Source organism: Stappia stellulata DSM 5886 (assembly GCF_000423705.1).
GTDB lineage: Bacteria > Pseudomonadota > Alphaproteobacteria > Rhizobiales > Stappiaceae > Stappia > Stappia stellulata.
Map to the genome: position 1 here is coordinate 440,767 of NZ_AUIM01000010.1, position 23,234 is coordinate 464,000.

General features: G+C 65.4%; 18 protein-coding genes. 3 read left to right on the plus strand and 15 right to left on the minus strand.

Annotation, left to right across the window (positions count from 1 at the left end; all coding sequences use genetic code 11):
- Window positions 1-45 precede the first annotated feature (45 nt).
- From G572_RS0107265 to G572_RS0107290, 6 genes are all read right to left on the minus strand, one after another.
- Window positions 46-804 carry an SDR family NAD(P)-dependent oxidoreductase gene (locus tag G572_RS0107265; protein ID WP_029057904.1) on the minus strand — a complete coding sequence of 253 codons (759 nt, stop codon included), beginning with the start codon at window positions 802-804 and terminating at the stop codon, window positions 46-48.
- Window positions 805-900: 96 nt separating this feature from the next.
- On the minus strand, window positions 901-3,258 hold the full coding sequence (locus G572_RS25860) for an acyl-CoA dehydrogenase family protein (protein ID WP_084649934.1): 2,358 nt from the start codon (window positions 3,256-3,258) through the stop codon (window positions 901-903).
- A gap of 204 nt (window positions 3,259-3,462) precedes the next feature.
- A complete protein-coding gene (locus G572_RS0107275; RefSeq protein WP_029057906.1) occupies window positions 3,463-4,656 on the minus strand; it encodes an ABC transporter substrate-binding protein in 1,194 nt (397 codons plus the stop codon).
- 58 nt (window positions 4,657-4,714) lie between these two features.
- Complete coding sequence (locus tag G572_RS0107280) at window positions 4,715-6,313, minus strand: AMP-binding protein (RefSeq protein ID WP_029057907.1); 1,599 nt, start codon at window positions 6,311-6,313, stop codon at window positions 4,715-4,717.
- A 75-nt stretch (window positions 6,314-6,388) separates the two neighbouring features.
- Window positions 6,389-7,822: an NAD(P)/FAD-dependent oxidoreductase gene (locus tag G572_RS0107285; RefSeq protein WP_029057908.1), complete on the minus strand. Its 1,434-nt coding sequence runs from the start codon at window positions 7,820-7,822 to the stop codon at window positions 6,389-6,391.
- Between the two features lie 191 nt (window positions 7,823-8,013).
- Window positions 8,014-9,030, minus strand: coding sequence for an SMP-30/gluconolactonase/LRE family protein (locus tag G572_RS0107290; RefSeq protein ID WP_029057909.1), 1,017 nt, complete (start codon window positions 9,028-9,030; stop codon window positions 8,014-8,016).
- A gap of 175 nt (window positions 9,031-9,205) precedes the next feature.
- Here G572_RS0107290 and G572_RS0107295 point away from each other — a divergent pair, with 175 nt between their 5' ends.
- Window positions 9,206-10,357: an acetyl-CoA C-acetyltransferase gene (locus tag G572_RS0107295; RefSeq protein WP_029057910.1), complete on the plus strand. Its 1,152-nt coding sequence runs from the start codon at window positions 9,206-9,208 to the stop codon at window positions 10,355-10,357.
- A 50-nt stretch (window positions 10,358-10,407) separates the two neighbouring features.
- Complete coding sequence (locus G572_RS0107300; RefSeq protein ID WP_037546024.1) at window positions 10,408-11,208, plus strand: SDR family oxidoreductase; 801 nt, start codon at window positions 10,408-10,410, stop codon at window positions 11,206-11,208.
- 248 nt (window positions 11,209-11,456) lie between these two features.
- On the opposite strand, the gene G572_RS0107305 is transcribed toward G572_RS0107300, so the two are convergent.
- From G572_RS0107305 to G572_RS0107345, 9 genes are all read right to left on the minus strand, one after another.
- Window positions 11,457-12,368 carry an SDR family oxidoreductase gene (locus G572_RS0107305; protein WP_037546027.1) on the minus strand — a complete coding sequence of 304 codons (912 nt, stop codon included), beginning with the start codon at window positions 12,366-12,368 and terminating at the stop codon, window positions 11,457-11,459.
- Window positions 12,365-13,471, minus strand: coding sequence for an acyl-CoA dehydrogenase family protein (locus tag G572_RS0107310; RefSeq protein ID WP_029057913.1), 1,107 nt, complete (start codon window positions 13,469-13,471; stop codon window positions 12,365-12,367). Before G572_RS0107310 ends, G572_RS0107305 begins: the two co-directional genes overlap by 4 nt.
- A gap of 12 nt (window positions 13,472-13,483) precedes the next feature.
- On the minus strand, window positions 13,484-14,647 hold the full coding sequence (locus G572_RS0107315; RefSeq protein ID WP_029057914.1) for an acyl-CoA dehydrogenase family protein: 1,164 nt from the start codon (window positions 14,645-14,647) through the stop codon (window positions 13,484-13,486).
- 2 nt (window positions 14,648-14,649) lie between these two features.
- The gene (locus tag G572_RS0107320) at window positions 14,650-15,534 is read right to left on the minus strand and encodes an enoyl-CoA hydratase (RefSeq protein ID WP_029057915.1); all 885 of its coding nucleotides are present in this window, start codon (window positions 15,532-15,534) and stop codon (window positions 14,650-14,652) included.
- Window positions 15,535-15,670: 136 nt separating this feature from the next.
- Window positions 15,671-16,393, minus strand: coding sequence for an ABC transporter ATP-binding protein (locus G572_RS0107325; protein ID WP_029057916.1), 723 nt, complete (start codon window positions 16,391-16,393; stop codon window positions 15,671-15,673).
- Window positions 16,386-18,197, minus strand: coding sequence for a branched-chain amino acid ABC transporter ATP-binding protein/permease (locus G572_RS22955; RefSeq protein ID WP_037546032.1), 1,812 nt, complete (start codon window positions 18,195-18,197; stop codon window positions 16,386-16,388). The genes G572_RS0107325 and G572_RS22955 overlap by 8 nt, the downstream gene beginning before the upstream one ends.
- A 4-nt stretch (window positions 18,198-18,201) precedes the next feature.
- Entirely contained in the window at window positions 18,202-19,083 is an 882-nt protein-coding gene (locus tag G572_RS0107335; RefSeq protein ID WP_029057917.1) for a branched-chain amino acid ABC transporter permease, read from the minus strand.
- A 266-nt stretch (window positions 19,084-19,349) separates the two neighbouring features.
- Window positions 19,350-20,090, minus strand: coding sequence for a TetR/AcrR family transcriptional regulator (locus tag G572_RS22960; RefSeq protein WP_051241875.1), 741 nt, complete (start codon window positions 20,088-20,090; stop codon window positions 19,350-19,352).
- A 103-nt stretch (window positions 20,091-20,193) separates the two neighbouring features.
- Window positions 20,194-21,399 carry an acetyl-CoA C-acyltransferase gene (locus G572_RS0107345; protein ID WP_029057918.1) on the minus strand — a complete coding sequence of 402 codons (1,206 nt, stop codon included), beginning with the start codon at window positions 21,397-21,399 and terminating at the stop codon, window positions 20,194-20,196.
- 250 nt (window positions 21,400-21,649) lie between these two features.
- Here G572_RS0107345 and G572_RS25395 point away from each other — a divergent pair, with 250 nt between their 5' ends.
- Window positions 21,650-22,705, plus strand: coding sequence for a helix-turn-helix transcriptional regulator (locus tag G572_RS25395; protein ID WP_169391293.1), 1,056 nt, complete (start codon window positions 21,650-21,652; stop codon window positions 22,703-22,705).
- Window positions 22,706-23,234 lie beyond the last annotated feature (529 nt).

Sequence of the window (23,234 nt, forward strand, 5' to 3'; positions counted from 1 at the left end):
TCGTTCCCCATGCGTTACCGTCGCCGTTTGCCGTGCGCCGTCCGGCTAGTTGAAGACGCGGCCACCATTCACCACCAGGGTCTGGCCGGTGATGCAGCGGGCCTTGTCGCTCGCCAGGAACACGGCCGCGTTGGCGATATCTTCCGGCTCGCAGAGTTCGCCGAGCGGGATCGCATTGCGTGCCCGCTCATAGGCCTCCGCGGGGATGCGCTGCATCGCCCGGGTGTTGGTCGGCCCCGGGCAGATCGCATTGACGGTCACCTTGTGGGGACCGAGTTCCCGGGCGAGCGCCCGGGTAAAGCCCAGCACGCCGGATTTGGCGGCCGCGTAATCGACCGTGCCGATGTCGCCATTGAGGGCCGAGTCCGACGAGATCGAAACGATCCTTCCCTGTTTGCGCGCCCGCATCCCCGGCACCACCTGGCGCGAGCAATGCAAGGTCGCGCCAAGGGAGATGTCGATCACGAAATCGAGCGTTTCGCCTTCCGCCAGGTAGAACTCGGAGTATTTCTCGCGTGCCGTCTGGCCGAGATTGTTGACCAGCGTATGCACCGGCCCGAACTCCGCCTCGATGCGGGCAAAACTGGCGGTCACATGCGCCCGGTCGAGCAGATCGCCCTCAATGGCGAGCACGCGCACGCCGTGTGCCCGCGCCTCCTTTGCCGTTGCCGCCAGCGCCTCGCCGTCACGGTCGAGGATCGCCAGATCCGCTCCCTCCCCCGCAAAACCGAGCACGATCGACCGGCCGATGCCATGTGCCGCACCGGTGACCGCGACCACCTTGCCCTTGAAACTCCCCGTCATGTCACGTCCTTCCCTTTGATTTCTGGCGCGGCGGCACGCCCCGGCCGGGCGCGCAATGCCCCGGGATCCGCCGCACCGCCGCGAAACGAAAACCTGTTACCGCGTGCCGCCCACACTCTGCCCGCGTGGCTCGCGCGGCATCTTGAGGCCTTGTTCTGAAATGATATTCAGCTGAATCTCGTTGGTGCCGCCGTAGATCGTCTCCGACCGGCTGAAAAGATACATCTGCTGCAAGCGTGCGATCTCCGACTCGGACGCATGAACGGCGGCGTCCGGCCCCAGAACGTCCATGGCCAATTCGCCCAACGCCCTGTGCCAGTTGGACCATTCGTATTTGTAGCCGAGCGCCTCGGGTCCCGCCTCGCCGCGGTTGACAGCCCCCAGCACCCGCAAGGCGCCATGGCGCATCGCCCGCAGCCCGGCCCAGGCACGCCCCAGCGCTTCGGCATGGTCCATCGGTTCGCGGGCCTGCCGCGCCAGCGCGACGACCGCCTCCAGCTCCCGTGCAAAGCCCATCTGCTGGCCGAGGGTCGAGATGCCGCGCTCGAACCCGAGCAGGGCCATGGCGATGGTCCAGCCTTCGCCGGGCGCCCCGACCGCGTCTTCCGCCTTTGCCACCGCACCGTCGAAGAAGACCTCGTTGAACTCGCAGGCGCCGTTGATCTGCCGGATCGGCCGGATGTCGATGCCAGGCTGGTCGAGCGGCATCAACAAAAGGATCAGCCCGTCACGGCCGGTCGCCCCTTCCTCGGCCCGTGCCAGCACGAAGATCCAGTCAGACAGATGCGCAAGCGAGGTCCAGGTCTTCTGCCCGTGGACAACCCAGTCGCCGGTTGCCGGATCGCGGCGCGCCCGGGTGCGCAAAGCCGCCAGATCCGATCCCGCCCCCGGTTCCGAGTACCCTTGCGCCCAGAAGGTGGAGCCTTGCAGGATCCCCGGCAGGAAACGTGCCTTCTGGTCCTCGCTCCCGAAAGCGGCGAGCGTCGGAGCGAGCAGTCCCTCGCCGATATGGCCCATTCGCCCCGGCCCGCCGGCGCGCGCATATTCCTCGTTGAAGATCACCTGATCGTCGACCGACAGGCCGCGCCCGCCAAGGGTTTCCGGTAGCCCCAGACCGACCCAGCCGCCCTCGGACAGACGCCGTTCCCAGGCCTTGCGCAACTCCGGCAGGGCATCCCCGTCGCCAGCCCCGCCGCGCCCGCGCAGCGGTTCGAAGTCTCCGCCAAGATTTTCCTCCATCCAAGCGGCCACGGTGCGGCGCAACGCGGTCTCTGCATCGCTGCCGGAACATCTTGCCGGAAGCGCGGAAAGCCGCCCTTCGATCAGATCCTGGCCAATGCGCCGAAAGGCCGGCGCAGAGCCTTCGCACAGCGCGCGCATGGCGGTCGCGCGCTTGAAGAAGAGATGCGGTGCGTATTCAAAGGTCATGCCGACACCGCCATGAAGCTGGATCGCCTCGGCACTGACGGCGAACAGCTCCTCGCAGGCCAGCGCCTTTGCGGCGCGGGCCTCGGCCCCGGCAAGCGCCGCGTCGCCCGGGGCGTTTGCGGAGCGGTCGAACCCCGCCGCCGCCCCGTCGATCTGCGCGTCGAGCCGGTTCAGCCGAACGTAAAGGTCGGCCATCCGATGCTTGATCGCCTGAAAGGAGGCGATGGTACGGCCGAACTGGCGGCGTTCGGCAACATACTCAAGGGTCAGCACGAAGGCCCCGCGCGCCGCACCGGCCATCTCGGCGGCAAGCGCCAGTCCGGCGCGGTCGGTCGCATCGCGGCTACGCGCGGCGAAATCCGCCCCCCGATCGAGCACCGCGCTTGCACAAACACGCAGGCCATCCAGCTTCAGCCGTCCCGTCGGCTGTGTTGCATCCAGCGGCGGGCAGCTCTGCCGCCGCTCCGACATCGTCTCGCCCTCCAAAGCGATCAGCACCGGCTCTCCGGAACACAACGCCGGCACCAGCACCAAATCCGCGCCCATCAGATCGGGAAGCGGAGCGCTTTGCCCCTCCAGCACATAATCTTCCCCCTCCGGCTCGGCCCGGAAGGGTGTCGTTGTCCACCAGCACTCCCCGGCCGTATAACCGCCGTGGGCGAGCACGGCGCGTGCCGTTCCGCCCGCGATCCGCGACAGCAAGCCCTCGCGTGAGGAACCGGGCGTTGCCGCCGCCAGCACCTGGCCGGCCAGCGCAACTGTGGTCACATAAGGGACCGGCGCGAGACCCTTCCCCAGTTCACGCCCGACCGCAACCAGCGCCCGCATGTCCGCGCCGAGACCACCGCAAGCCTCCGGCAAGCCGATGGCGGTGAACTGCAACTCCTCGGCGATCCCCCGCCACAGCGGACCGGCCTCCGCCCCGTCCGACACCCGGGCGGCCGGATCCAGCCCGCCGGCACGCTCCAGAAAGCGTGCCAGCGCATCGCGGATCATCAGGTGTTCGTCGGTCGGTAGCGCGTCCATCGGTCGTCCCGGCTCTGTTGTCTACTGCCGTCCATCAGCCACGCCGAACGCGGTGCCGCATCGTCCATATGCAGGATGGAGGCTCGATACACCGCGCGCAATCCGCCGGCGCGACAATCCGTGCGCGCAGCTCTTGCCGATGCGTGACGCAAAAAGGACCGCCCGGAGGCGGCCCCTTTGTCTCGATTCCGGCCCGCAGGAGCCTCAGTCGCACGTGGCCCGTTCGGTGAGGCCATCCTCGCGCGGGGCAAAGGCGTTCTTCACCACCGTCAGGGTTTTCGCCGAGGGCAGGAAGTGGGTCTCGCTGCTGGCGGTGAAAGTCCCCAGCATGTTGTCCATCGTTGCCGCGTTCGCCTCGATCCAGGCGGCAACCTTGTCGCCATCGGTCGAGCCGGCTCCCTCGATCGCCGCCTTCACGATGAACGGCTCGATGTAATAGGGGATGATGGAGGAGCTGCCGCCGAGCCGCTCCAGATCGCTCACCCTTTCCTTGGCGCGCTTGTCGAACCGGGCATAGGCGGAGGCCCCGACCGGATCTCCATCGCAATAGGTCATGCCGACAAATTGCACGCTGTTCACCCCTTCGAACGCCTCCCTGCCGAGGATCTTGGCGTTGCCGACCGAGAAGTTGGTCATCGTCAGACTGCCGAGCACCGGCACGTCCCAGCCAATCTCATCCCGGTTCTGCAGGAACTTGCGGGCATCGTCGCCAAGCGAATTGATGATCAGCACGGCTTCCGCGCCGCTTGAGCGCAGCGAGAAGAGCTGCGGGGTCATGTCCTCGGTGCGGAAGGCGAATTCCTGCACCTCGACCGGCTCCAACTCACGGGTCTTCAGATAGGCGATCATCTCCGCGACCGCGTCCTTCGACATCCCGCCATTGTCGGAGATGATGGCCAGCTTTGTCAGCCCCAGCACATCGAGCGCATAGTCGATGTTGGGAATCATCTGGGCAAGGCCGGTCGGCGAGTTCGAGAAATGGTAGGGCGCCGCCGCGGGCGTCAGCGTTGCCGAGGACGCAGCGGTGATCTGCGGCAGGTTCGCAGCCGTCGTCACGGAGGTCACCGGGATCACCTCCTGGCTCGTCACCGGGCCGACCATCGCCTCGATCTGCTCATTTTCGATCAGCCGCCGGGCCTCGCCCAGCGCATGGGTCGGATCCGTCAGGGTATCGGCCAGAATGAACTCCACCGGCCTGCCGGCGATACCGCCCTCGGCGTTGATGTCCTCGACCGCCATGCGCCAGCCGATTTCCGCCACCTTGCCGATCGAGGCGCCGTTGCCGGTCAGCGACACCATCCCCCCAAGCTTCAGCGGCTCCTGAGAGCCCGCCTGCGTCGATGCCAGACCGAGCGCGAGCACCGCGCACAGTCCCAGCCACTTTCTGTTCCGATCCATCGATTTCCTCCTCCTTCAGGCCTTCTGGTTTTCTTGCTCTGATCGTCGTCTCCCGGGCTCAGGCTTCCGTCATTGCCCCGCCCGCGATCTCCTTTCGCAGCAGCGTCTTTTGCACCTTGCCTTGCGCACTCATCGGCAATGAGGTCCGGATCTCCACGGCACGCGGGCATTTGAAATTCGCCATATTGGCCCGCGCCCAGGCGATGATCTCCTCCTCGCTGGCGGTCTTGCCCGGACGCAGGATGACAAAGGCCACCCCCACCTCGCCAAGACGCTCGTCGGGAATCCCGATCACCGAAACGACGCCAATCGCCGGATGGCCGCTGAGAATACGTTCGATTTCAGCCGGATAGCAGTTGAAGCCACCGGTGATGTACATGTCCTTCAACCGGTCCTCGATCCGCAGGTTTCCGTCCGCATCGAAAACGCCGATATCCCCGGTATGCAGCCAGCCATCCGCGTCAATGGTCTCCATGGTGGCCGCCGGATCCTGAAAATACCCCTTCATCACCATGTAGCCGCGGATCACCACCTCGCCCGACTGCCCATTCGGCAGAAGCGCACCATCCGTTCCCATGATGCCCATCTCTGTGTCGGGCATCGCCTTGCCGGCAGTGCCGGCGATCACCGTGTCCGGGTCGGTGAAGGAACACATTGTGCCAAAGCCGCCGCACTCGGTCAGGCCATAGCCGCTGACCACCCCCTCAAAGCCGAGATCCGCGCGCATGCGCCGAACCAGAACCTCCGGCACCACCGCGCCGCCGGTGACGCCGAGGCGCAGACTGCGCGTGTCGAAATCCGACCGCTGCGCATGCTGAAGCATGCCGTGAAAGATCGCCGGGGGCCCGGGAATGACGGTGATGCCCCTGTCCTGCACCCGCTGCAGGATCTCGCCCGCGTCATAGGTCAGGTGCGGGATCAGCACCGCGCCGCGCATCATCGACACGATGGCACCGCACCGGTAGCCGAAGGCATGGAAGAATGGCGGAATGACCAGCACCCGGTCGTGTTCGCGGATCCCGACCCGGGTCGCCCAGCCATCGATGCCGCGCAGGCACTGGCGATGCGCGTACATCACCCCCTTGGGATAGCCCGTGGTCCCGGAGGTGAACAGCATGTCGCACAGGTCATCCGGACCGACCTCGGCCTCACGCGCGGCCAGCTCCGCATCGCCGATGCTTTCGCCTGCGGCAAGGAAATCCGCCCAGTCGCGATCGTCGCCGCGCGGCTCTTCGAAAACGACCACCTGACGCAGCTGCTCCCGCGTTTCCCCATGCAGCTGGTCGGGATAGTACCGGTCGAGAAAGTCCCCGACCGAAAACAACAAGGACGTGCCGCTGCGTTTCACCAGATCGGCAATTTCCCCGCCCTTGAAGCGGGTGCTCGCCGGCACCAGCACAGCGCCGGCGCTGACAAGACCGAGCGCGGTTACAAACCAGCGCCAGCCGTTCGGCGCCCAGATCATCACCCGGTCGCCCTTTTCGACCCCTGCCGCGATCATCGCCTTGGCCATGCGCCGGCGCAGGGCATCAAGCTCAATGAAGGAAAGGCAGAGATCCCCGTCCTCGACCGCCCGCCGCTCGCCATAGACTTCGGCGGCCCGTGCACACAGGGCCGGGATCGTCGAAAAGCTCCAGTTTTCGTCTTCAGTAATCATCTGGCTACCTGTTCGGGGCCGGCGGCCTCGGCGCCGCCGGCCTTGAAATTGCTTGGATCAACTCCCGTGAACGCCTCAGGCGGTTTCCGTCAGAACGACCCTTGGGGCCGTCGCCACGTAGAGACCGTCGATGGCGGCATTCTTTTGCAGGAAGCTCAGACCGTTGAGCGCATCCATGAACTGCATGTTCTGCTCCCGCGTTTCGTCGCCGAACGCACCGGCGCCACGACGCATGTCGACCCCCTGGCGCAGCTTCTCGGCCACTTTCTTTGCCACCACTTCGCCGTACTGCCCGTCGCGCACTTCCTCGAAGTCGGCGCCGCCGGACACGATGCTGACAAATGCCTTCTTCATGTCGCCGTCGGCGTAATCCTTCGACGTGAGACGCTGGGCTTCCCAGAAATACCCGTCCTGCCCCCGGCCCAGATCGTAGAAGGAAGACACCAGCATCAGGAAGCGCAAATAGGCCTGACGATAGCTGGTCTCGAAGAAGTTGACGGCCCGGTCCTCGGCCACCTCTCCCTTCAGGATACTGGCGATGCAGGCGCCGGCGACCAGGCTGGACACCATAGCCAGATGGACACCGCTCGACAGCAGCGGATCGAGGAAACAGGCCGCGTCCCCACACATGAAATAGCCGGGTCCCGAGAACCGATCCGATGTGTAGGAATAATCGGTTTCCATCCGCACTTCACGGCGCTCGGCCTTCGCCAGGATGATCTTCGCCTCGGGATTTTCCTGCAAGGTCCGGTCGTAGATCTCCTCGTTGCTGCGTCCGGCCGCCCGCTCCTTGCGCAGATGGTCATGGGTCAGGACAAGCCCGACACTGACCGTTCCGTCGTGCAGAGGAATGAACCAGATCCAGCCGGCCTCGATCGAGATGATCCGGGTGGAGCCCTCCGGCAGGTCGTCGTAGGTAAGATGGCTGCCGGTCCAGTAGGACCAGATCGCCACGTTCTTGAAGGCCTCGTGGAACTGCCGGCTCTTGGTATGCTCATTGGCCAGAAGACCGCTGCGCCCGGAGCAGTCGACCAGATACTTGAAGCCGATCGTGCCCTTGCTGTCCTTGGTCCGATCGTGGAAATCGGCACTGACGGCCCGCCCATCCTCGAAATTGATCTTGGTGACCTTGACATTCTGATGCACGCTGGCGCCGGTCTCGCCCGCGTGATTGAGCAGGATTTCGTCGAACTCAGACCGCTTCACCTGATAGGAGTGGGTCGGCGCACCTTCCACCTCATCGAACCGGAACGACCATTTTTCGTTGCCCCAGTTGAAGTAGCCGCCGGGCTTTTCGACAAAGCCGTGCTTCTTGAGCTTTTCTCCCGCACCGATGATATCGATCATCGGCATAAGGGAGGCGAGCAGGGACTCGCCGATGTGATATCGTGGGAAGGTATCCCGCTCCAGGACGTTGGTCTTGATGCCGTTCTTTGCCAGAATGGTCGCCACCGTCGACCCAGCCGGACCGCCGCCAATGACGAGAACGTCCGTTTCATACTGCTTCATCACGATCTCCTGCGCGAATGTATTTGCAAAATCCGCAAATCCAGAAAACGGGACCGAATATTTTCTTTATTTTTGATATTCTTTTCTGAACCTACGAAATGAATTCTAGTTTCCGTTTCGAAATCCGCATCGTCTGTTTGGGTGAACCGCGATCCCCGGGCACCTGCCCATCGGAAACGGGCGCAAGCCACCTACCAGAGCGGCGCGCCGAGCTTCCGGCAGGCAATCGAATTCGCCTTGTCCTCCGGCAGGTGCTTGAAGAAGTTGAGATTGGTGACGCAAATGTCCTCCTTGCCAAAGGCAAGGCTGGCCGGCGCGCCCAGCGGCGCCTGCAACGGATTGCCGAGCTGCTCGCGCTTGCGCGCATCCGGGCTCACCTTCCAGACTTCGCTGCGCAGGGTCTCCGTCAGATAGAAATTTCCCTCCGAGTCGATTTCCAGACCGTCCATGTTGTCATAGCCGAAGGTCAGCATCTCGGCCTTTCCGGCGCTGCCATCGGCCTTGATCGGCACCTTGACCAGCATCGGTATGCCGCCGGTCACCCCGTAGAGCGCGCTCTCGTCGGCAGCCAGCGCAATGCCATTGACGCCCACAGGATAGCCGCTCAAACTTTTGTCCCCGGGGCTGAAAAGCGGATCCTTCGACCACAGAACGGCCGTCTTTTCCTTCGGATCGATCTTCCAGATCGCCTGCAGGCTGAGGTCGGACAGGTAGATGCTGCCATCGGAGGCAATCACCGGGTCGTCGGGAAAGCAGAACGGATAGCCGTCCGCGCGGGTCACCACCGGTTCAACGGCGCCGGTGGACAGGGTCACGGCGTAGAGCCCCGACCTGGTCACGGTCGCATCCCCGCAGGCCTCGATCGAAAGCTCGGCCTTGGCCGGCCAGGGAAAGCGTTTGGAGTATTCGGAAAACGCAACATAAAGTTTGTCGGCACCGTCCCAGTCGATTCCGACGGTGCTTCCCTTGGCCGATCCGATCACCGTCCGCAGATCGGCGATCTGTTCGACCGTTCCATCGCTGGCCACCTGCATGACATGACCGGAGTGAAACAGGCTGACGTAAAACCCGCCCTCGCCATCGGGGACAAGGCCTTCCGGCGCATCGTCGAATTGCGCCAGAATGCGCCATTCGGATGCTGTCGCCGGAAATGTGACCATGGATGTGACCAGGAAAAACACGGAAAGAAGTGTAAGGCAGCGTGACATGAACCCCTCCCTTTGCGCAAAATGCACGCCAGGATTGCCCTTCCCCCCTTCTGCCGCATCGTCTGTTCGGGTGAGTGCGCCCGAATGTCGGCGGCTCGTCTCTTCGGATGATTGTCCGCGCCGGGGCCTTGCGTAGCCTACCGGCCACTGGTGCTTTTCTGGAGAGGTTCGAACAATGCCCGAAGCCTATATCGTCGATGCCGTGCGCACCCCCATCGGACGCAAGAAGGGGGCGCTGGCCACCCTGCACTCGGCCGATCTCGGCGCGCATCCGATCAAGGCGCTGATGGCGCGCACCGGCATCGACCCGGCCGCCATCGACGACGTGATCTACGGCTGCACGGAAACCATCGGCTCGCAGGCCGGAGACATCGCCCGCACCTGCTGGCTGGTCGCGGGCCTGCCCGATCATGTGCCCGGCGTCACCATCGACCGGCAATGCGGCTCCTCGCAGCAGGCGATCCATTTCGCCGCGCAAGGGGTGATGAGCGGCACGCAGGACCTGGTCGTCGCCGGCGGCGTGCAGAGCCTCAACACCATCCCGATCGGCGCGGCCATGACGGTCGGTGCGCAATTCGGCTATCCCGACCCGTTCCGCACCTCGCCGGGCTGGCTTGCCCGCTATGGCGACCAGGAGGTAAGCCAGTTCCGCGCCGCCGAGATGATCGCCGAGAAGTGGAATTCCTCGCGCGCGGAGATGGAGGCCTTCGCGCTCGAAAGTCACCGGCGCGCCATCGCCGCGATTGACGCCGGCCTGTTCCGTGACGAAATCGCCCCGCTCGACGGTTTCGCGGTGGATGAAACACCGCGCCGCGACACCTCGCTGGAGAAAATGGCCGGACTCGAACCGCTGACCGAGGGAGGACGGGTTCATGCCGGTGTCGCCAGCCAGAACAGCGATGCCTCCGCCGCACTGCTGATCGCCTCGGAACAGGCGGTCAGGGATCATGGCCTGACGCCGCGCGCGCGCATCCATCACCTTTCCGTGCGCGGCGCCGACCCTGTCTGGATGCTGACCGCCCCGATTCCGGCCACCCGATACGCCCTGGAAAAGACCGGCATGAAGATTGCCGATTTCGATCTGTTCGAGTGCAACGAGGCCTTCGCCTCGATCCCGATGGCCTGGATGAAGGATCTCGGCGTTCCTCATGAGCGGGTCAACGTCAATGGCGGCGCCATCGCCCTTGGCCATCCGCTCGGCGCGACCGGCGCGCGGCTGATGACCTCGATGCTGAACGAGCTGGAACGCCGCAAGGGTCGCTATGCCCTCCAGACCATGTGCGAGGGCGGTGGCCAGGCCAACGTGACCATCATCGAGCGGCTTTGACCGTGTCCCATGACCATCATCCGCTTAAATCACGAGAGGAGGCTGACCCCATGACCGCAACCGGCCTGCCAGATACCGACATCAGGCTAGACGGACGTGTGGCGATCGTCACCGGCGGCACCCGCGGCATCGGCGCGACCATTGCCCGGGAGCTTCTTGCCGCGGGCGCCGAAGTTGCCGTGTGCGGCCGCAGCGCGGCGGAGACGCTGCCGGAAGCCGATGGGCGAACAGCCCGCTTCTGGCCCTGTGACGTGCGCAAGCATGAGGAGGTGGCCGGTTTCGTCGAGACGGTGGGCCGCGAGTTCGGCCGCATCGACATTCTCGTCAACAATGCAGGCGGGTCTCCGGCAGTGGATGCGGCCACCGTCTCGCCGCGCTTCCACGAGGCGATCCTCGCACTCAACCTGACGGCGCCGATCCATCTTTCGCAAGCGGTGGCGGCCTGGATGCGTGAAGGCGCGGACGCCGGATCCATCGTCAACATCGCCAGCGTCTCGGCAACCCGGCCCTCGCCCGGCACCGCCGTTTACGGTGCCGCCAAGGCGGGGCTTCTCGGTCTGACCCGCAGCCTTGCCGCCGAATGGGGGCCGGATATCCGCGTCAACGCCATCGTCGTCGGGCTGGTGGAAACCGGGGGCGAGGCCCAGCCCTATGGCACCGAGGCCGCGCGTTCCGCCATTGCCAACGCCCTGCCGGCACGGCGGATGGGACGGCCCGAGGACATCGCCAAGGGCGTCTTGTTTCTCTGCAGTCCGATGGCCCGCTATATCTCCGGGGCAACGCTGGAGATCCACGGCGGCGGGGAAAAGCCGCTGTTTCTCGATCAGGTCGAGCGGCTCGGCGCGAACTGAACCGACTGCGGGAAGCCATCACGCGAGGGCGCGATCACACGCGCCCTCGTCCTGCTGAAGATGGGCAACGACACCTCCCGGCGCCCTCCCGGGAAAACCTTGGCGCGACCCGGGATCGGGGAGCCGAAAGGCAGTGCCGCGCCGCTCCCGGCTCGCCACATGTGCGGCGTGCCCGGGAGGACGCCCCTCACAGGGCTTTGTCGTCACACTCAGGGCGCGGCCAAACGTGCCCTCGCCAGCTCATCGTTTCACTGGCCATAGACCGGCTTGGCCGCAGGCCGATCCGCCAGGAGGGCCGTGACCGCCGTGCCGATATCCTCTGCCGGCCATCGTTCGCCCCGATCCCGCGCCGGACCGTCGTTCCAGCCCAGCGCCACCGACAGGCGCCCTCCCAGGAGTTCGAACACCTCGCCGGTCACCTTGCCGGACTGGGCCGAACACAGCCATGCGATCAGCGGCGCGGTGTTTTCCGGCGCATAGAGGTCGAAATCACCGTCCTTGCGCGACATCGCCTCGCCGAAGGCCTCCTCGGTCATGCGGGTGCGGGCCTGCGGCGCGATCGCATTGGCGGTGATGCCGTAGCGCGCCAGTTCCGCAGCCTGCACCAGCGTCAGGCCGGCGATCCCCGCCTTGGCGGCCGCATAGGCGCTCTGGCCGATGGAGCCCTGAAGGCCTGCGCCCGAGGTGGTGTTGACGATGCGTGCATCGACGCTCCGCCCGGCCTTGACCTCGGCGCGCCAGTGATCGACCGCATGGCGCGAGGTGCAGAAATGACCGCGCAGATGCACCCGCATCATCGCATCCCATTCCTCCGGCGTTGCCGACACGAACATCCTGTCACGCACGAAACCCGCGTTGTTGACCACCGCATGCAGCGCGCCGAAACTGTCAAGCGCGGCGTCAACGATGCGTTTTCCAGCCTCCCAATCGGCGACATCCTCGCCATTGGCAACGGCGCGCCCGCCGGCGGCGGTGATTTCCGCCACCACCTGCTCCGCCGGGCTCTGGCCCGCTTCCGCCGCTTCGCCGTGGTTGCCGACGCCGAGATCATTGACCACGACCGCCGCCCCCTGGCGCGCCAGCTCAAGCGCATAGGCCCGGCCGAGCCCCCGCCCGGCGCCCGTCACGATCACCACCCGATCCTTGCAAACTCCCATCATGCCGTCCTTTTCATTGGCGTCGTCTCTATCTCCTCCGCGACTTGCGGAAACAACCGGTCAGGCCCGAGCGGTGCAGTGAGGATCCGCTCGGCGATGCGCTGACGGTGATGCTCGGGACCGCCCCAGCGATGGGTGAGCGACAGCGCCCGCTTCAGATAGAGATGGACGTCCACCTCCCACGAGTACCCCATGGCGCCATGCACCTGAAGCGCAGTCCGGGCCGCCAGCGTGGCCGCCTCGCCCGCCGCCAGCATCGCGTGGGAAATGCGCGCGCGCGTTTCCAGGCTCTGCGGCGGAAATCCGGGACCGGCGGGAATGCAGGCTGCGGCCGCATGAACGACGGGCCGGGCGAATTCGATCTTCACCTGCGCGCTGGCCAGGTGATGCTTGATTGCCTGATTGGCGCCAATCGCACGTCCGAATTGTTGGCGCTCGCCCGCATAGGCAACGGCAAGATCGACGCAAGCCTGGGCGATGCCGACAAGCTCTGCCGCAGTGAAGACGGCACCGCGTTCAGCGGCCCGCGCCAACAGTGCAGGCATTGCCTCATGCGCGGCGATCTGCGCCCCGGCCGCCTCTTCCGCGCTCACCGTGAAAAGCTGGCGCAACGGATCGATCCCCGGTTGCTGGACGCGGCGGACCTCCTCGCCCGCGAGCAAGCGCAGGCCATCAGGCCCGGGCAGCACGAAGGCGCTTGCCGCGTTGGCGGCAACGATCCAGGGCGTTTGCGGATGGGCCAGCGCGATCGGCGCTCCGGTTTCAAGGCCTTGCGCCAGCATCTCCCGGGCCGCGTCGCTTTCGCACTCGGCCAGAAGGGGCAACACCACTCCGGCATAGTCCACCAGCGGCTCGGGAAGACAGGCGTGGCCGCAAGCCTCGGCGATCTGCACGAAATCCGTGCCGCCCAGCCCCAGCCCGCCAGCGTCTTCGGGAGCCAGCACGCCGGCCAGCCCCAACTCCAGCAGCTTGCGCCACCGGTCCCGGTCAAAGCTGCAAGCGGTGGTCATCCGACTGCGCAGCGCCGCCGACCCGCATTCGCGGGCCAGCAAGTCGCGGACCACATCCGCCATCATCGTCTGCTCTTCGCTAAAGGCGAAATTCATGGCGTTTCCTTCCTAGCCGCGCGGCAGGCCAAGCAGCCGCTCGGCGATGATGTTGCGCTGGATCTCGTTGGTGCCGGCATAGATCGGCCCGGCCAGCGAAAAGAGATAGCCATCGAGCCAACGCCCGACATCGCCGGCGGCCGACGCGGTTGGCAGCAATTCCGCCCGTGCGCCGAGGATCGCCAGCGCGGTTTCATGCATCTGGATGTCCATTTCCGACCAGAAGATCTTGTTGAGACTGGCTTCCGCGCCGATGCTGCCGCCGGCGATCAGCCGCGAGGCGGTCGCATAGATCGACAGCGCATAGGCCTCGGCGGCCATCCAGGCCTCCGCCACCGCATCCCGTTGGGCGGCAGTGCAGGTCTCGCGGTTGGCCTCGTAGAGTTCGACGAGCCGCCGCGCGGTCATCTGGAACCTGGCCGGGCTGCGCAGCATCAACCCGCGCTCGAAACCGGCGGTGGCCATGCAGATCCGCCACCCCTCGCCGTCCGCCCCCACCCGGTTGCCAACCGGCACCCTCACCTCGTCAAGGAACAGCTCGGCAAAACCGGTCTCGCCGTTGATCTGGGCAATCGCCTGCCGGCGCACCCCTTCCGCATCGAGCGGAAAGAGGATCAGCGACAGGCCTTTGTGGCGCTCGGAGGCCGGATCGGTGCGGAACAGGCCGAAGGCCCAGTCCGCCATCACCGCCCGCGAGGACCAGATCTTGTGTCCCGACAAGAGATAGCTGTCCCCGTCGCGCACCGCCTTCGCCCGCACCGCCGCCAAATCGGAACCGGCCTGAGGCTCGGACCAGGCCTGCGCCCAGATCTCCTCGCCGGTTGCCATCGGGGGCAGAAAGCGCGCCTTTTGTTCCTGTGTGCCGTATTCCATCAGGGTGGGGCCGAGCAGGAAGATGCCGTTCTGGTTGACCCGCAAGGGCGCGCCGGCGGCATAATACTCTTCCTCGAAGATAAGCCAGCGGATCAGGTCGAGCTCGCGCCCGCCATAGGCCTCCGGCCAGGTGACCATGCCCCAACGGCCCTGGTTGAGCCGGGCCTCCCAGTCCCGGTGAGCCTCGAACCCCGCCCGGCCGCCGTCGAAGGAGGGAAGCGGGTCGGCCGGGACATTGGCCGACATCCAGTCGCGCACCTCGGCGCGGAAGGCCTTTTGTTCATCCGTATAGTGTAGGTCCACCGTCAGCCTCCGTTTTCCGCCTTGTTCGCTGCGGACATCGCAGCACCGTCGAGCCCGGCCAACCTGTGCCCGGTCGCCAGTTCGTTCTGCGCATGAGCGAAATGATGCATGTGATAGACCGCATCCATGCCGGTGCGTTTGCCACGCAGGTCCTCCACATGGTTCACAGCCTGCTTGATCAGCCATGTGCCGAGCGGCGGCCGTTCCGCCAGCCGGCCGGCGATCTCGCTCACCGTGTCCCGCAGCTCCTCCCGCGGCACCACCTGGTTGACCATGCCGAAGCCTTCCGCCCGTGCGGCACTCATCCGCTCGCCCAGAAGCAGGAACTCCTTGGCAACGCGCGGCGGCAATTCGAACGCGTGGGCGAAATACTCCACGCCCGGAATGCCCATCCGCGCCACCGGGTCCTGGAAGAAGGCATCCTGCGAGGCGATGATCAGGTCGCAGACCCAGGCCAGCATGAGGCCGCCGGCGACACAGGCCCCTTGCACCATCGCGATGGTCGGCTTGGGGCAATCGCGCCAGCGCCGGCACATGCCCAGATAGACCTCGTGTTCGCGGGTGTAGAGGAACTCCGCGCCGGAACGGCCCACGTGATCGGGAATGAGCAACCGGCGCTCGAAGCTGCAATCGACATCCCGGCCCGGGGTGCCGATATCGTGGCCGGCGGAGAAATGCTTGCCCTCGCCGGCCAGCACGATCACCCGGACCGCATCGTCATCGACCGCCCGCTTGAAGGCATCGTCGAGCGCATAGGTCATCTGCGAGTTCTGCGCGTTGTTGTAGGCGGGCCTGTTCATGGTGATCCAGGCGACCGACGCCTCGACCCGGTAAAGAACGGGCTGGTCGGTTTCGTAAGTGGGAGGCGGGCATCCGCTGTCCGGCATGGCGAGCTCCTTGTGGGTTCGCTGTCTGATGCCCTAAGGGATAGCCCTCCGGCGCGGCCGCCTCATCGTCCGATAGGACGACAAGACGCACAGTCCGACAGGACGAAGAGGCGCAGCCGCGAAAGGGCCTCCGCGTTCAGCTTTCGGCATAGGTCCTCTGCCGCGCCTCGTGCATGTTCGCGAGCTGCTGGTCGAGTTCGCCGGCGGGGCAGTCCAGCACCACCTCGCCGCGCTGGACGATCATCGCCCGATCCGCATACGGCAGGCTGATCTTGACATGCTGATCGACGATGACGACGGCAGTGCCCCCTTCCGCCCAGCGCCGCAAGAACGACAGGATCGGCGGCAACAGCGCCTGCGCCACCCCAAGCGAGGGTTCGTCGCACAGGAGCACGCGCGGCTGGGCCACAAAGGCCTGTCCAAGCGCCAGGATCTGCTGCTGGCCGCCGGACAGGTCATGCGCCCGCGCCTTGGCCTTTTCCTTCAGGATGGGAAAGACCGCATAAATCTCCTCCAGGGATTTTGCCAGCCCCGCGCGGTCGCCGCGCCGGGCGGCAACGCCCATGCGCAGGTTGTCATAGACGGTGAGCTCGGGGAAAACCCGGTGTCCGTCGAGCACCAGTCGCAGTCCCGACTGCGCCACCTTTTCCGGTGGCAGGCCGGTAAGCGGCCGCCCATCGAGCAGAACCGTGCCCTGCGAAGGTTTGATAAAGCCGGCAATCGCCCGCATCAGGGTCGATTTCCCGGCCCCGTTCTCCCCGCCGATCAGCAGGATTTCACCCGGTTTGGCATGCAATGAAATGCCGCGCAGAACGGGGATGTCCCCGTATCCGGCCATCAGATCCCGAACTTCAAGCATGCGCGCCTCCGACGAAAAGATGCTGCACCGCCGGATCCCGGGCCAGCGCCTGCGGCGGTCCCGATGCCACCACGGTGCCGGTTTCCAGAACGGTGATGCGGTCGGCAATGTCCCAGACCAGATCGAGATCGTGTTCCACCAGGATCACTGCCACTCCCAGCCGCTTGCTCAGTTGACGCAACAGCCGGGAAAATTCGGCCCGCTCGGCCGGCGAGAGCCCGGCCGCCGGCTCATCGAACAGCACCAGCCCCGGATCGGCGAAGACCACGCGAATGACTTCGAGCAAACGTCGCTGGCCATGCGCCAGAAGTCCGGGGTTGTCCTCGCCATAGGCCTCCTTGAAGCGATGGGCGAGCGCCGCCATCTCCGGCTCCAGCGGGGTCGGGCGGGCATCGAGGCCGAGCTGGATGTTGTCCCACACCGACAGGCCGGTGAAGATCCGTGGTGTCTGGAAGGTGCGGCCCAGCCCCATGCGGGCGATGCTGGCAGCATTTTGCCTTGTCACGTCGCGTCCCCGGAAACTGTAGCTGCCGCCATCCATCTGGCTGAAGCCGGAAATGACGTTCAGCAGACTGGTCTTGCCGGAGCCGTTGGCACCGACCAGACCATGCACCTCACCAGGACGCACCTGAAGGTCGACACCATCCAGCGCCACCACCTGGCCGAAGCGTTTGACCGCACCGCGTACCTCGAGAATGGGCGCGGCCTCCGCCGGGACCTGGCGCGGCGCGATCTTCTCCAGCGTTTCGGTGAAGGGCGCAAGACGAAAGCCTTGTTCCCCGCCCCCGCGCTGGAAGCGCTTGCGCCGCCGGGCCTCGACCGTGCCGACAAGACCGTCGGGAAAGGCAATCACCACGGCGAGCGTCAGGAAGCCGTAGATCAGCAACCGGTACTCGACGAGTTGCACCAACAGGACGTTGGGCACGATGTAGATCACCCAGATGCCGATGATCGGCCCCAGCAGCTGCCCACGCCCGCCGACGACCACCACAAAGAACAGGGTGAAGGACAGTTCGACCAGAAACCCTTGCGGGCTGATGAAGCCGACCGTCGGCACATAGAGCGCGCCGCAAATGCCGGTGCCGGCCGAGACGATCATGAAGCCCAGCGCCCGCATCAAGCCCGGCCGCACGCCCAGCGAGCGGGCCGCCTCCGCGCTTTCCGCCGCCAGGCGCATGCGCCTGCCCAACCGCGCATTGCGAATGCCGTAGTGCATCAGCAGCGCGGCGATCGGCACCGCCGTGACCAACAGCGTCAATCCGCTCAAGCCAAACACCACCGGCTTCGTCAGCGCCGGCAGATAGAGGCTGATTCCGTTGATGCCTTGCGTGACGTCATCGAACTGGATCAGGAGCTGCGGAAAGACGATGGCCGCGCTCAAGGTCACGAAACCGAGATGGAACCCTTGAACCCTGAGGGCCGGCAAGGCGAACAAAAGACCACCCAGCATGGCGGCTCCGACCGCCGCCAGCACGCCGACCGCCAGCGGCAACCCGTGAATCCCGCTGGCGATCGCCAGCCCATAAGCGCCAAAGCCGAGGATCGCGCCCTGACCGAAGCTTTTCTGACCCGCATCGACGAACAGGAAATTCTGCAACACCGCAACGGCGATGTAGATGTTCACCAGCTGGAACGTGTGCTCCCAGTAGGAGTTGCCCAAAAGGCTCGGTCCGATGCCGGTCAGCAGGATCAGCAGGATGCCAAGGCGGAGTTGCAGCCCGTCGGACTTGAAATGCCCCTTCCTGGCGGGAAGGGAAACCTCCGGCCCGGCGGTTTCGGCAAGTGTGTTGTTGTGACTGGCCATCGCGTCAGACCCTCCGCGCGGCTGCGCGCCCGAAAAGACCCTGCGGCCAGAACATCAAGATCACGACCAGAACGATCAGCGAGGCCAGGTCCTGGTACGCACCGCCGACCTTGTAGGCCATCAGCATCGCCATCACCCCGACCAGCGGGCCGCCGATCACGGCGCCGGAGTTATTGCCGATCCCGCCCACCACTGCGGCGATGAAGCCGTTGAGCACATAGCGCATTCCCGCATCGGGGCTGACGGAGATGATCGGCGCCACCATGAAACCGGCAGAGCCGGCGATCATGCCGCTGATGCCAAAGGCGAGAAGCTGCAGCCGGCGAACGCCGAGACCGGCGGCGCGGGCCGCATCGAAATCCTGCGACAAGGCGCTGATCGCCAGTCCGGTGAAGGTGCGGCGCAAGAAAAAGGACAGAAGACAGTACCAGCCGAGCATGGCTGCGATCGCCAGCACAAAGGCCCCCGGCGTCTTGACCCCGAAGATCCGAAACGCCGGAACCGGCCCGCTGACCGAATAGGCGAACGGGCCGTAGAGCAGCATCAGGATCGCGGCGATGATGACCGAGACCGACACGGTGGAGATCATCCAGCTGTCCTGCTCGGACGTGTTGCCCCGCAACGGCAGCAGCGTCAGCCACCCCTGCGCCGCCACCAGGACGCCGATGACCAGGGTGATCAGAACCAGCATCAGCAGCCAGGTCGGAAGCCCCGCGTTGTCCGCCAGGAAATAGGCTGCAAAGCCCCCGAGGATGAAAATATGGCCTTGCGCAAAATTCAGGATGCGCGTGGCGTTGTGCACAATGTTGAAACTCATCGCGATGATGGAGAACAGCGCCCCAATGGCCACTCCCCGTATGACGATGACGGCGATTTCGCTCAGCATGTTCCTCCCCCCCACACCCCGTTCCGCCCGAGAGAGCCTTCTGGCCTCTTTACAGAAGGGTCCTGTCTGTTTGTCCGGCCGAAGGATGCATGGCCCACTCCCGGGACCTAAGGCATCACTCGCCGGCCGATGCCCGCATTGGTTGGCGGTGACCGTTTGTCATCGGAATTTGCCGGGAAAGGGCAGGGCCTGCATCATGCAATCGGACGACGCCGCCGGCTTGAGCGCCCTGTGCACCCCCTCCCTCAAATTGGTGCACTGCAATCCTATCCGAGAAGCTGGGCCATGGCCGCGACATCGTCGCTGAGGGCCCGCATGCGACTGCGCGCCTCTTCCAGACGGCGCTTGTTCTGGTCATTCGAAAGCAGACCCGCCAAGGCCAGATCCGCCATCGCATCACCGATTTCCTCGGCGCTGAGGCGGCCTTCGGGCTGGTACCAACGCGAAGTCCAGTTGGCCATGCCGATCACCGCGAAGGCAGCGATATGCGCATCCACCTCCCGGAACTCCCCCGTGGCGATGCCCTGTTCGATGCAATCGACGTAATAGTCGTAGATCGCCCGGCGCGAGGTGTTGTAGTCGGCAAGCAGATGGTCTGGAATTTGCGCCTCGAGACGCGCCAGCCGCACGAAACGCGCCCCGCTGGACAGCCGCCGCACCACCCCGTCGACGATTGCCACACGCAGACGCTCGCCGGGGCTGTGCGTCCTGTCGCCGGCCAGATCCCGCAGGCGTTTCGACGGCTCGAACGCCTCCGCATCGATCAGCGCAGCGAGGATCTCGTCCTTCGACCCGAAATAATGATAGATCGCCGACCGTCCGAGGCCGACCTCACTGGCAATCGCCGCCATGCTGCAGCGGTCATAGCCCTTTTCGTCGAACATCCGCGCGGCGATATCGAGCAACTGCTCGCGCACCAGCTCCTTGCGCGGATTCGTGTCGCGCCGCTCACCCTTCTGCGACCGCGGCGGATCCCGTTCGCCTTCGCTTTCGGCCCCGTTTATCATTCCGGCTCTCCCTGACGATCCGTCGCCCTCGAAACATGCTTCAGGATATCTACCACCGGCAGACCCGCAAGCGGAACCGGGCCGGGCTCCCCGCACGGCCGCGTCACGAAAAGATCTCGAAAAGACCAGCGGCCCCCATGCCGCCGCCGATGCACATGGTGACCACCCCGTAGCGCGCGCCCTGGCGGCGGCCCTCGATCAGGAGATGGCCGGACAGCCGCGCGCCGGTCATGCCGAACGGATGTCCGACGGCAATGGCCCCGCCATTTGCATTGAGCTTGTCCGGATCGATGCCAAGCCGGTCCCGGCAATAGAGCGCCTGACTGGCAAAGGCCTCATTGAGCTCCCACAGATCGATGTCATTCACCGCAAGGCCGTGCCGTTCCAAGAGCTTCGGAACCGCAAGCACCGGGCCAATACCCATTTCCTCCGGCGCGCAACCGGCCACGGCGATGCCGCGCAGAGCGCCAAGCGGAGACAGGCCGCGACGCTCTGCCTGCCGCGCCTCCATCAACACCAGCGCCGCCGCACCATCGGAGAGCTGCGAGGAATTGCCCGCCGTCACATAGCGGCCGGCGGCGACCAGCGCCCCATCCGCATAAACCGGAGCCAACCCGCTCAACCGCTCCAGCGTCGTTTCCGGGCGCACGCCCTCATCCCGGTCGAGACGCACCTCCTTATGCCGCACTTCGCCGGTTTCTCGGTCCTTCACCAGCATGACGGACGTCATCGGCGCAAGCTCCGCATCGAAACGGCCTGCGGCGTGTGCGGCGGCGGTCCGTTGCTGGCTTTGCAGCGAGAAAACATCCTGCGCGGCGCGGGCGATGCCATAGCGTTCGGCGACGACCTCCGCCGTTTCGATCATCGGCATGTACATATGCGGCCAGTGTGACGTCACCGCCCGCGACTGGTTTCGGTAAGTGTTCTTGTGGGCGTTCTGCGTGAGGCTGATCGATTCGACGCCGCCGGCGATCACCGTCTCCATCCCGTCGAGGGCGATCTGCCGGCTGCCGATAGCAACCGCCATCAGTCCCGAGGAACACATCCGGTCGACCGTCATTCCCGGCACGGTTTCCGGCAGGCCGGCAGCCGCGGCGGTCAACCGCCCGATGTTGTAGCCTTGCGTTCCCTGCTGTGCCGAACACCCCAGGACAACATCGTCGACTTCTCCGCCCGCGACCCCCGCACGGGCCAGCGCCTCGCGTGCGGCATGGCCCGAAAGGGCTGGCGCCTCCGTATCGTTAAAGGCGCCCTTGTAGGCTTTCCCGATCGGCGTTCTCGCCACCGAGACAATGACTGCTTCCCGCATGACAGCTCCCTGCTTGCCGCCGCGCACAACCGCGCGGCTGGAGGATTCCCCGCCTTTGTCTTCTGCAAAACGTCACCGCGCATCGTCCAAGGAGACGAGCAGGGCCGGGATCGGAGCACACCGCTCAATGCCGATAATTTGACGGCACGACAATAATTTGACACTTCGTTGATTATTCGGCATTGTGGTGAAAATGCCGGCAAGGGCGACAGAAATCTTGGCCTGGCATTGCATCGCGGGAGGAACCGAAATGCTCGACAAGGTCCGGCTCGACGCCGAAACAGCGGATACCATTGAACACATCTACGACACGCTGACCGAGGGCGGCACGCTGCAGCAGTGCCTGGACCTGGTGCGCGGCGCCACCGGGGCAATGGAGGTGACGCTCGAGATCGAGACGCGCGGGGCAACTGTCCGCCATCGCTGCATCTCCTCCAGCGCTGCGGAGTTTTCCGGCGATGGGGCGCAGGATCCGGACGCCCGTTCGGTCCTGCTTGCGACGGCCGGCGCCCGGATCACCGTCGAATGCGGCACCGCGCATGACGATCACTATCGACTGCATCTGACGCCAACCCATGATGGCACGCCCTTCCCGGCATCCCGTCAGGATCTTGCCCAGGATCTTCTTCGGCATATTCGCCGCGCCCATCGGCTCGCCGCCCAGATCGACCGGTCGAACCAGGAACGCAGCGTCTATTCGAGCGCCCTCGACCGACTGGCCGTCGGCGCCATCTTCCTCGACGTACAGGGCAAGGTTATCCATGCAACGCGGGTCGCCCAGGACCTGATCGACAGCCGCGACGGCCTGCAGCTCACGCGCGGCGGCCTCGCGGCGGCAGATGCGGCAGACAATCGGGCACTCCAATCAGCCATTCGCGGCAAATTGAGCCAATCCGACGCCATTCCCCGGCAAAAACCGCAGACGCTGGTGGTCTCCCGCCCCTCCGGCGGGCGCGAGTTGGGGCTCATCGTTCACAGTCTGCGCTGCCAGCCGGAGGCACCTGGCGGTTTTGCCGCAGTCGTCATGATCCGCGATCCGGATCGCAGCGGCGCACCGGAACGCGCCATCCTGCGCAACCTGTTCGCCATGACCGCAGCCGAAGCGGAAGTTGCCTGCAGCCTCACCTCCGGTCTGTCCCTCGACGAGACGGCGCAGTCCCTGAACATCAGCCGCAACACAGCCCGCACGCATCTGCGCTCGATCTTTTCCAAGAGCGGCATCAGCCGTCAGACCGAACTGATGCGCCTGATGCTCAGCAGTGCGGCGGTGCTTGGCATGACACCGCTGGCCGGCCAGGAGGAATAAGGCACGGGCACGCCGCGCCCGGGGACCGTGGTCCCTTGCGTATTTCCGAGACCCGGCAGCGCCCACGCGTCACCGGGTCTCCCGGTCTCCCGGTCGCCAGATGGTTTGGATTTTCCGAAATGGCTCTACGCTGTCATTGCCCGGACCTGCGGGGTGTCGCCGCGACCAGATCCACGGCCGCTTCCTTCCGATGCCACGACCAAGCAAGATGCCGGGTGCTTTGCCGCCACAGCCCGCTCAAGCAGGCCCTGCCGACAGGAAAAACGCCACCCCAAGACAGAACGGATCTTTGATCCATTGCTTGATGGTCCTGTTTCACCTGGCGCTCTCAACCAAACAGGGATCTATCGTCATTGGGATCCGGCAACGCGCGTTCAGGCAGGTCCGGCGGACCGTCATGGCCCTGTCCGGTTGCATCGAAACAAGCCGTCAGCCGGTCGCTCCCGACGACCATAGCGGCGCCTGGTGACAGTATCGGCACTGCGTCTGGGCCATCGCCACAGGAGCCGGTGCCATGCGGTCGAAAGTG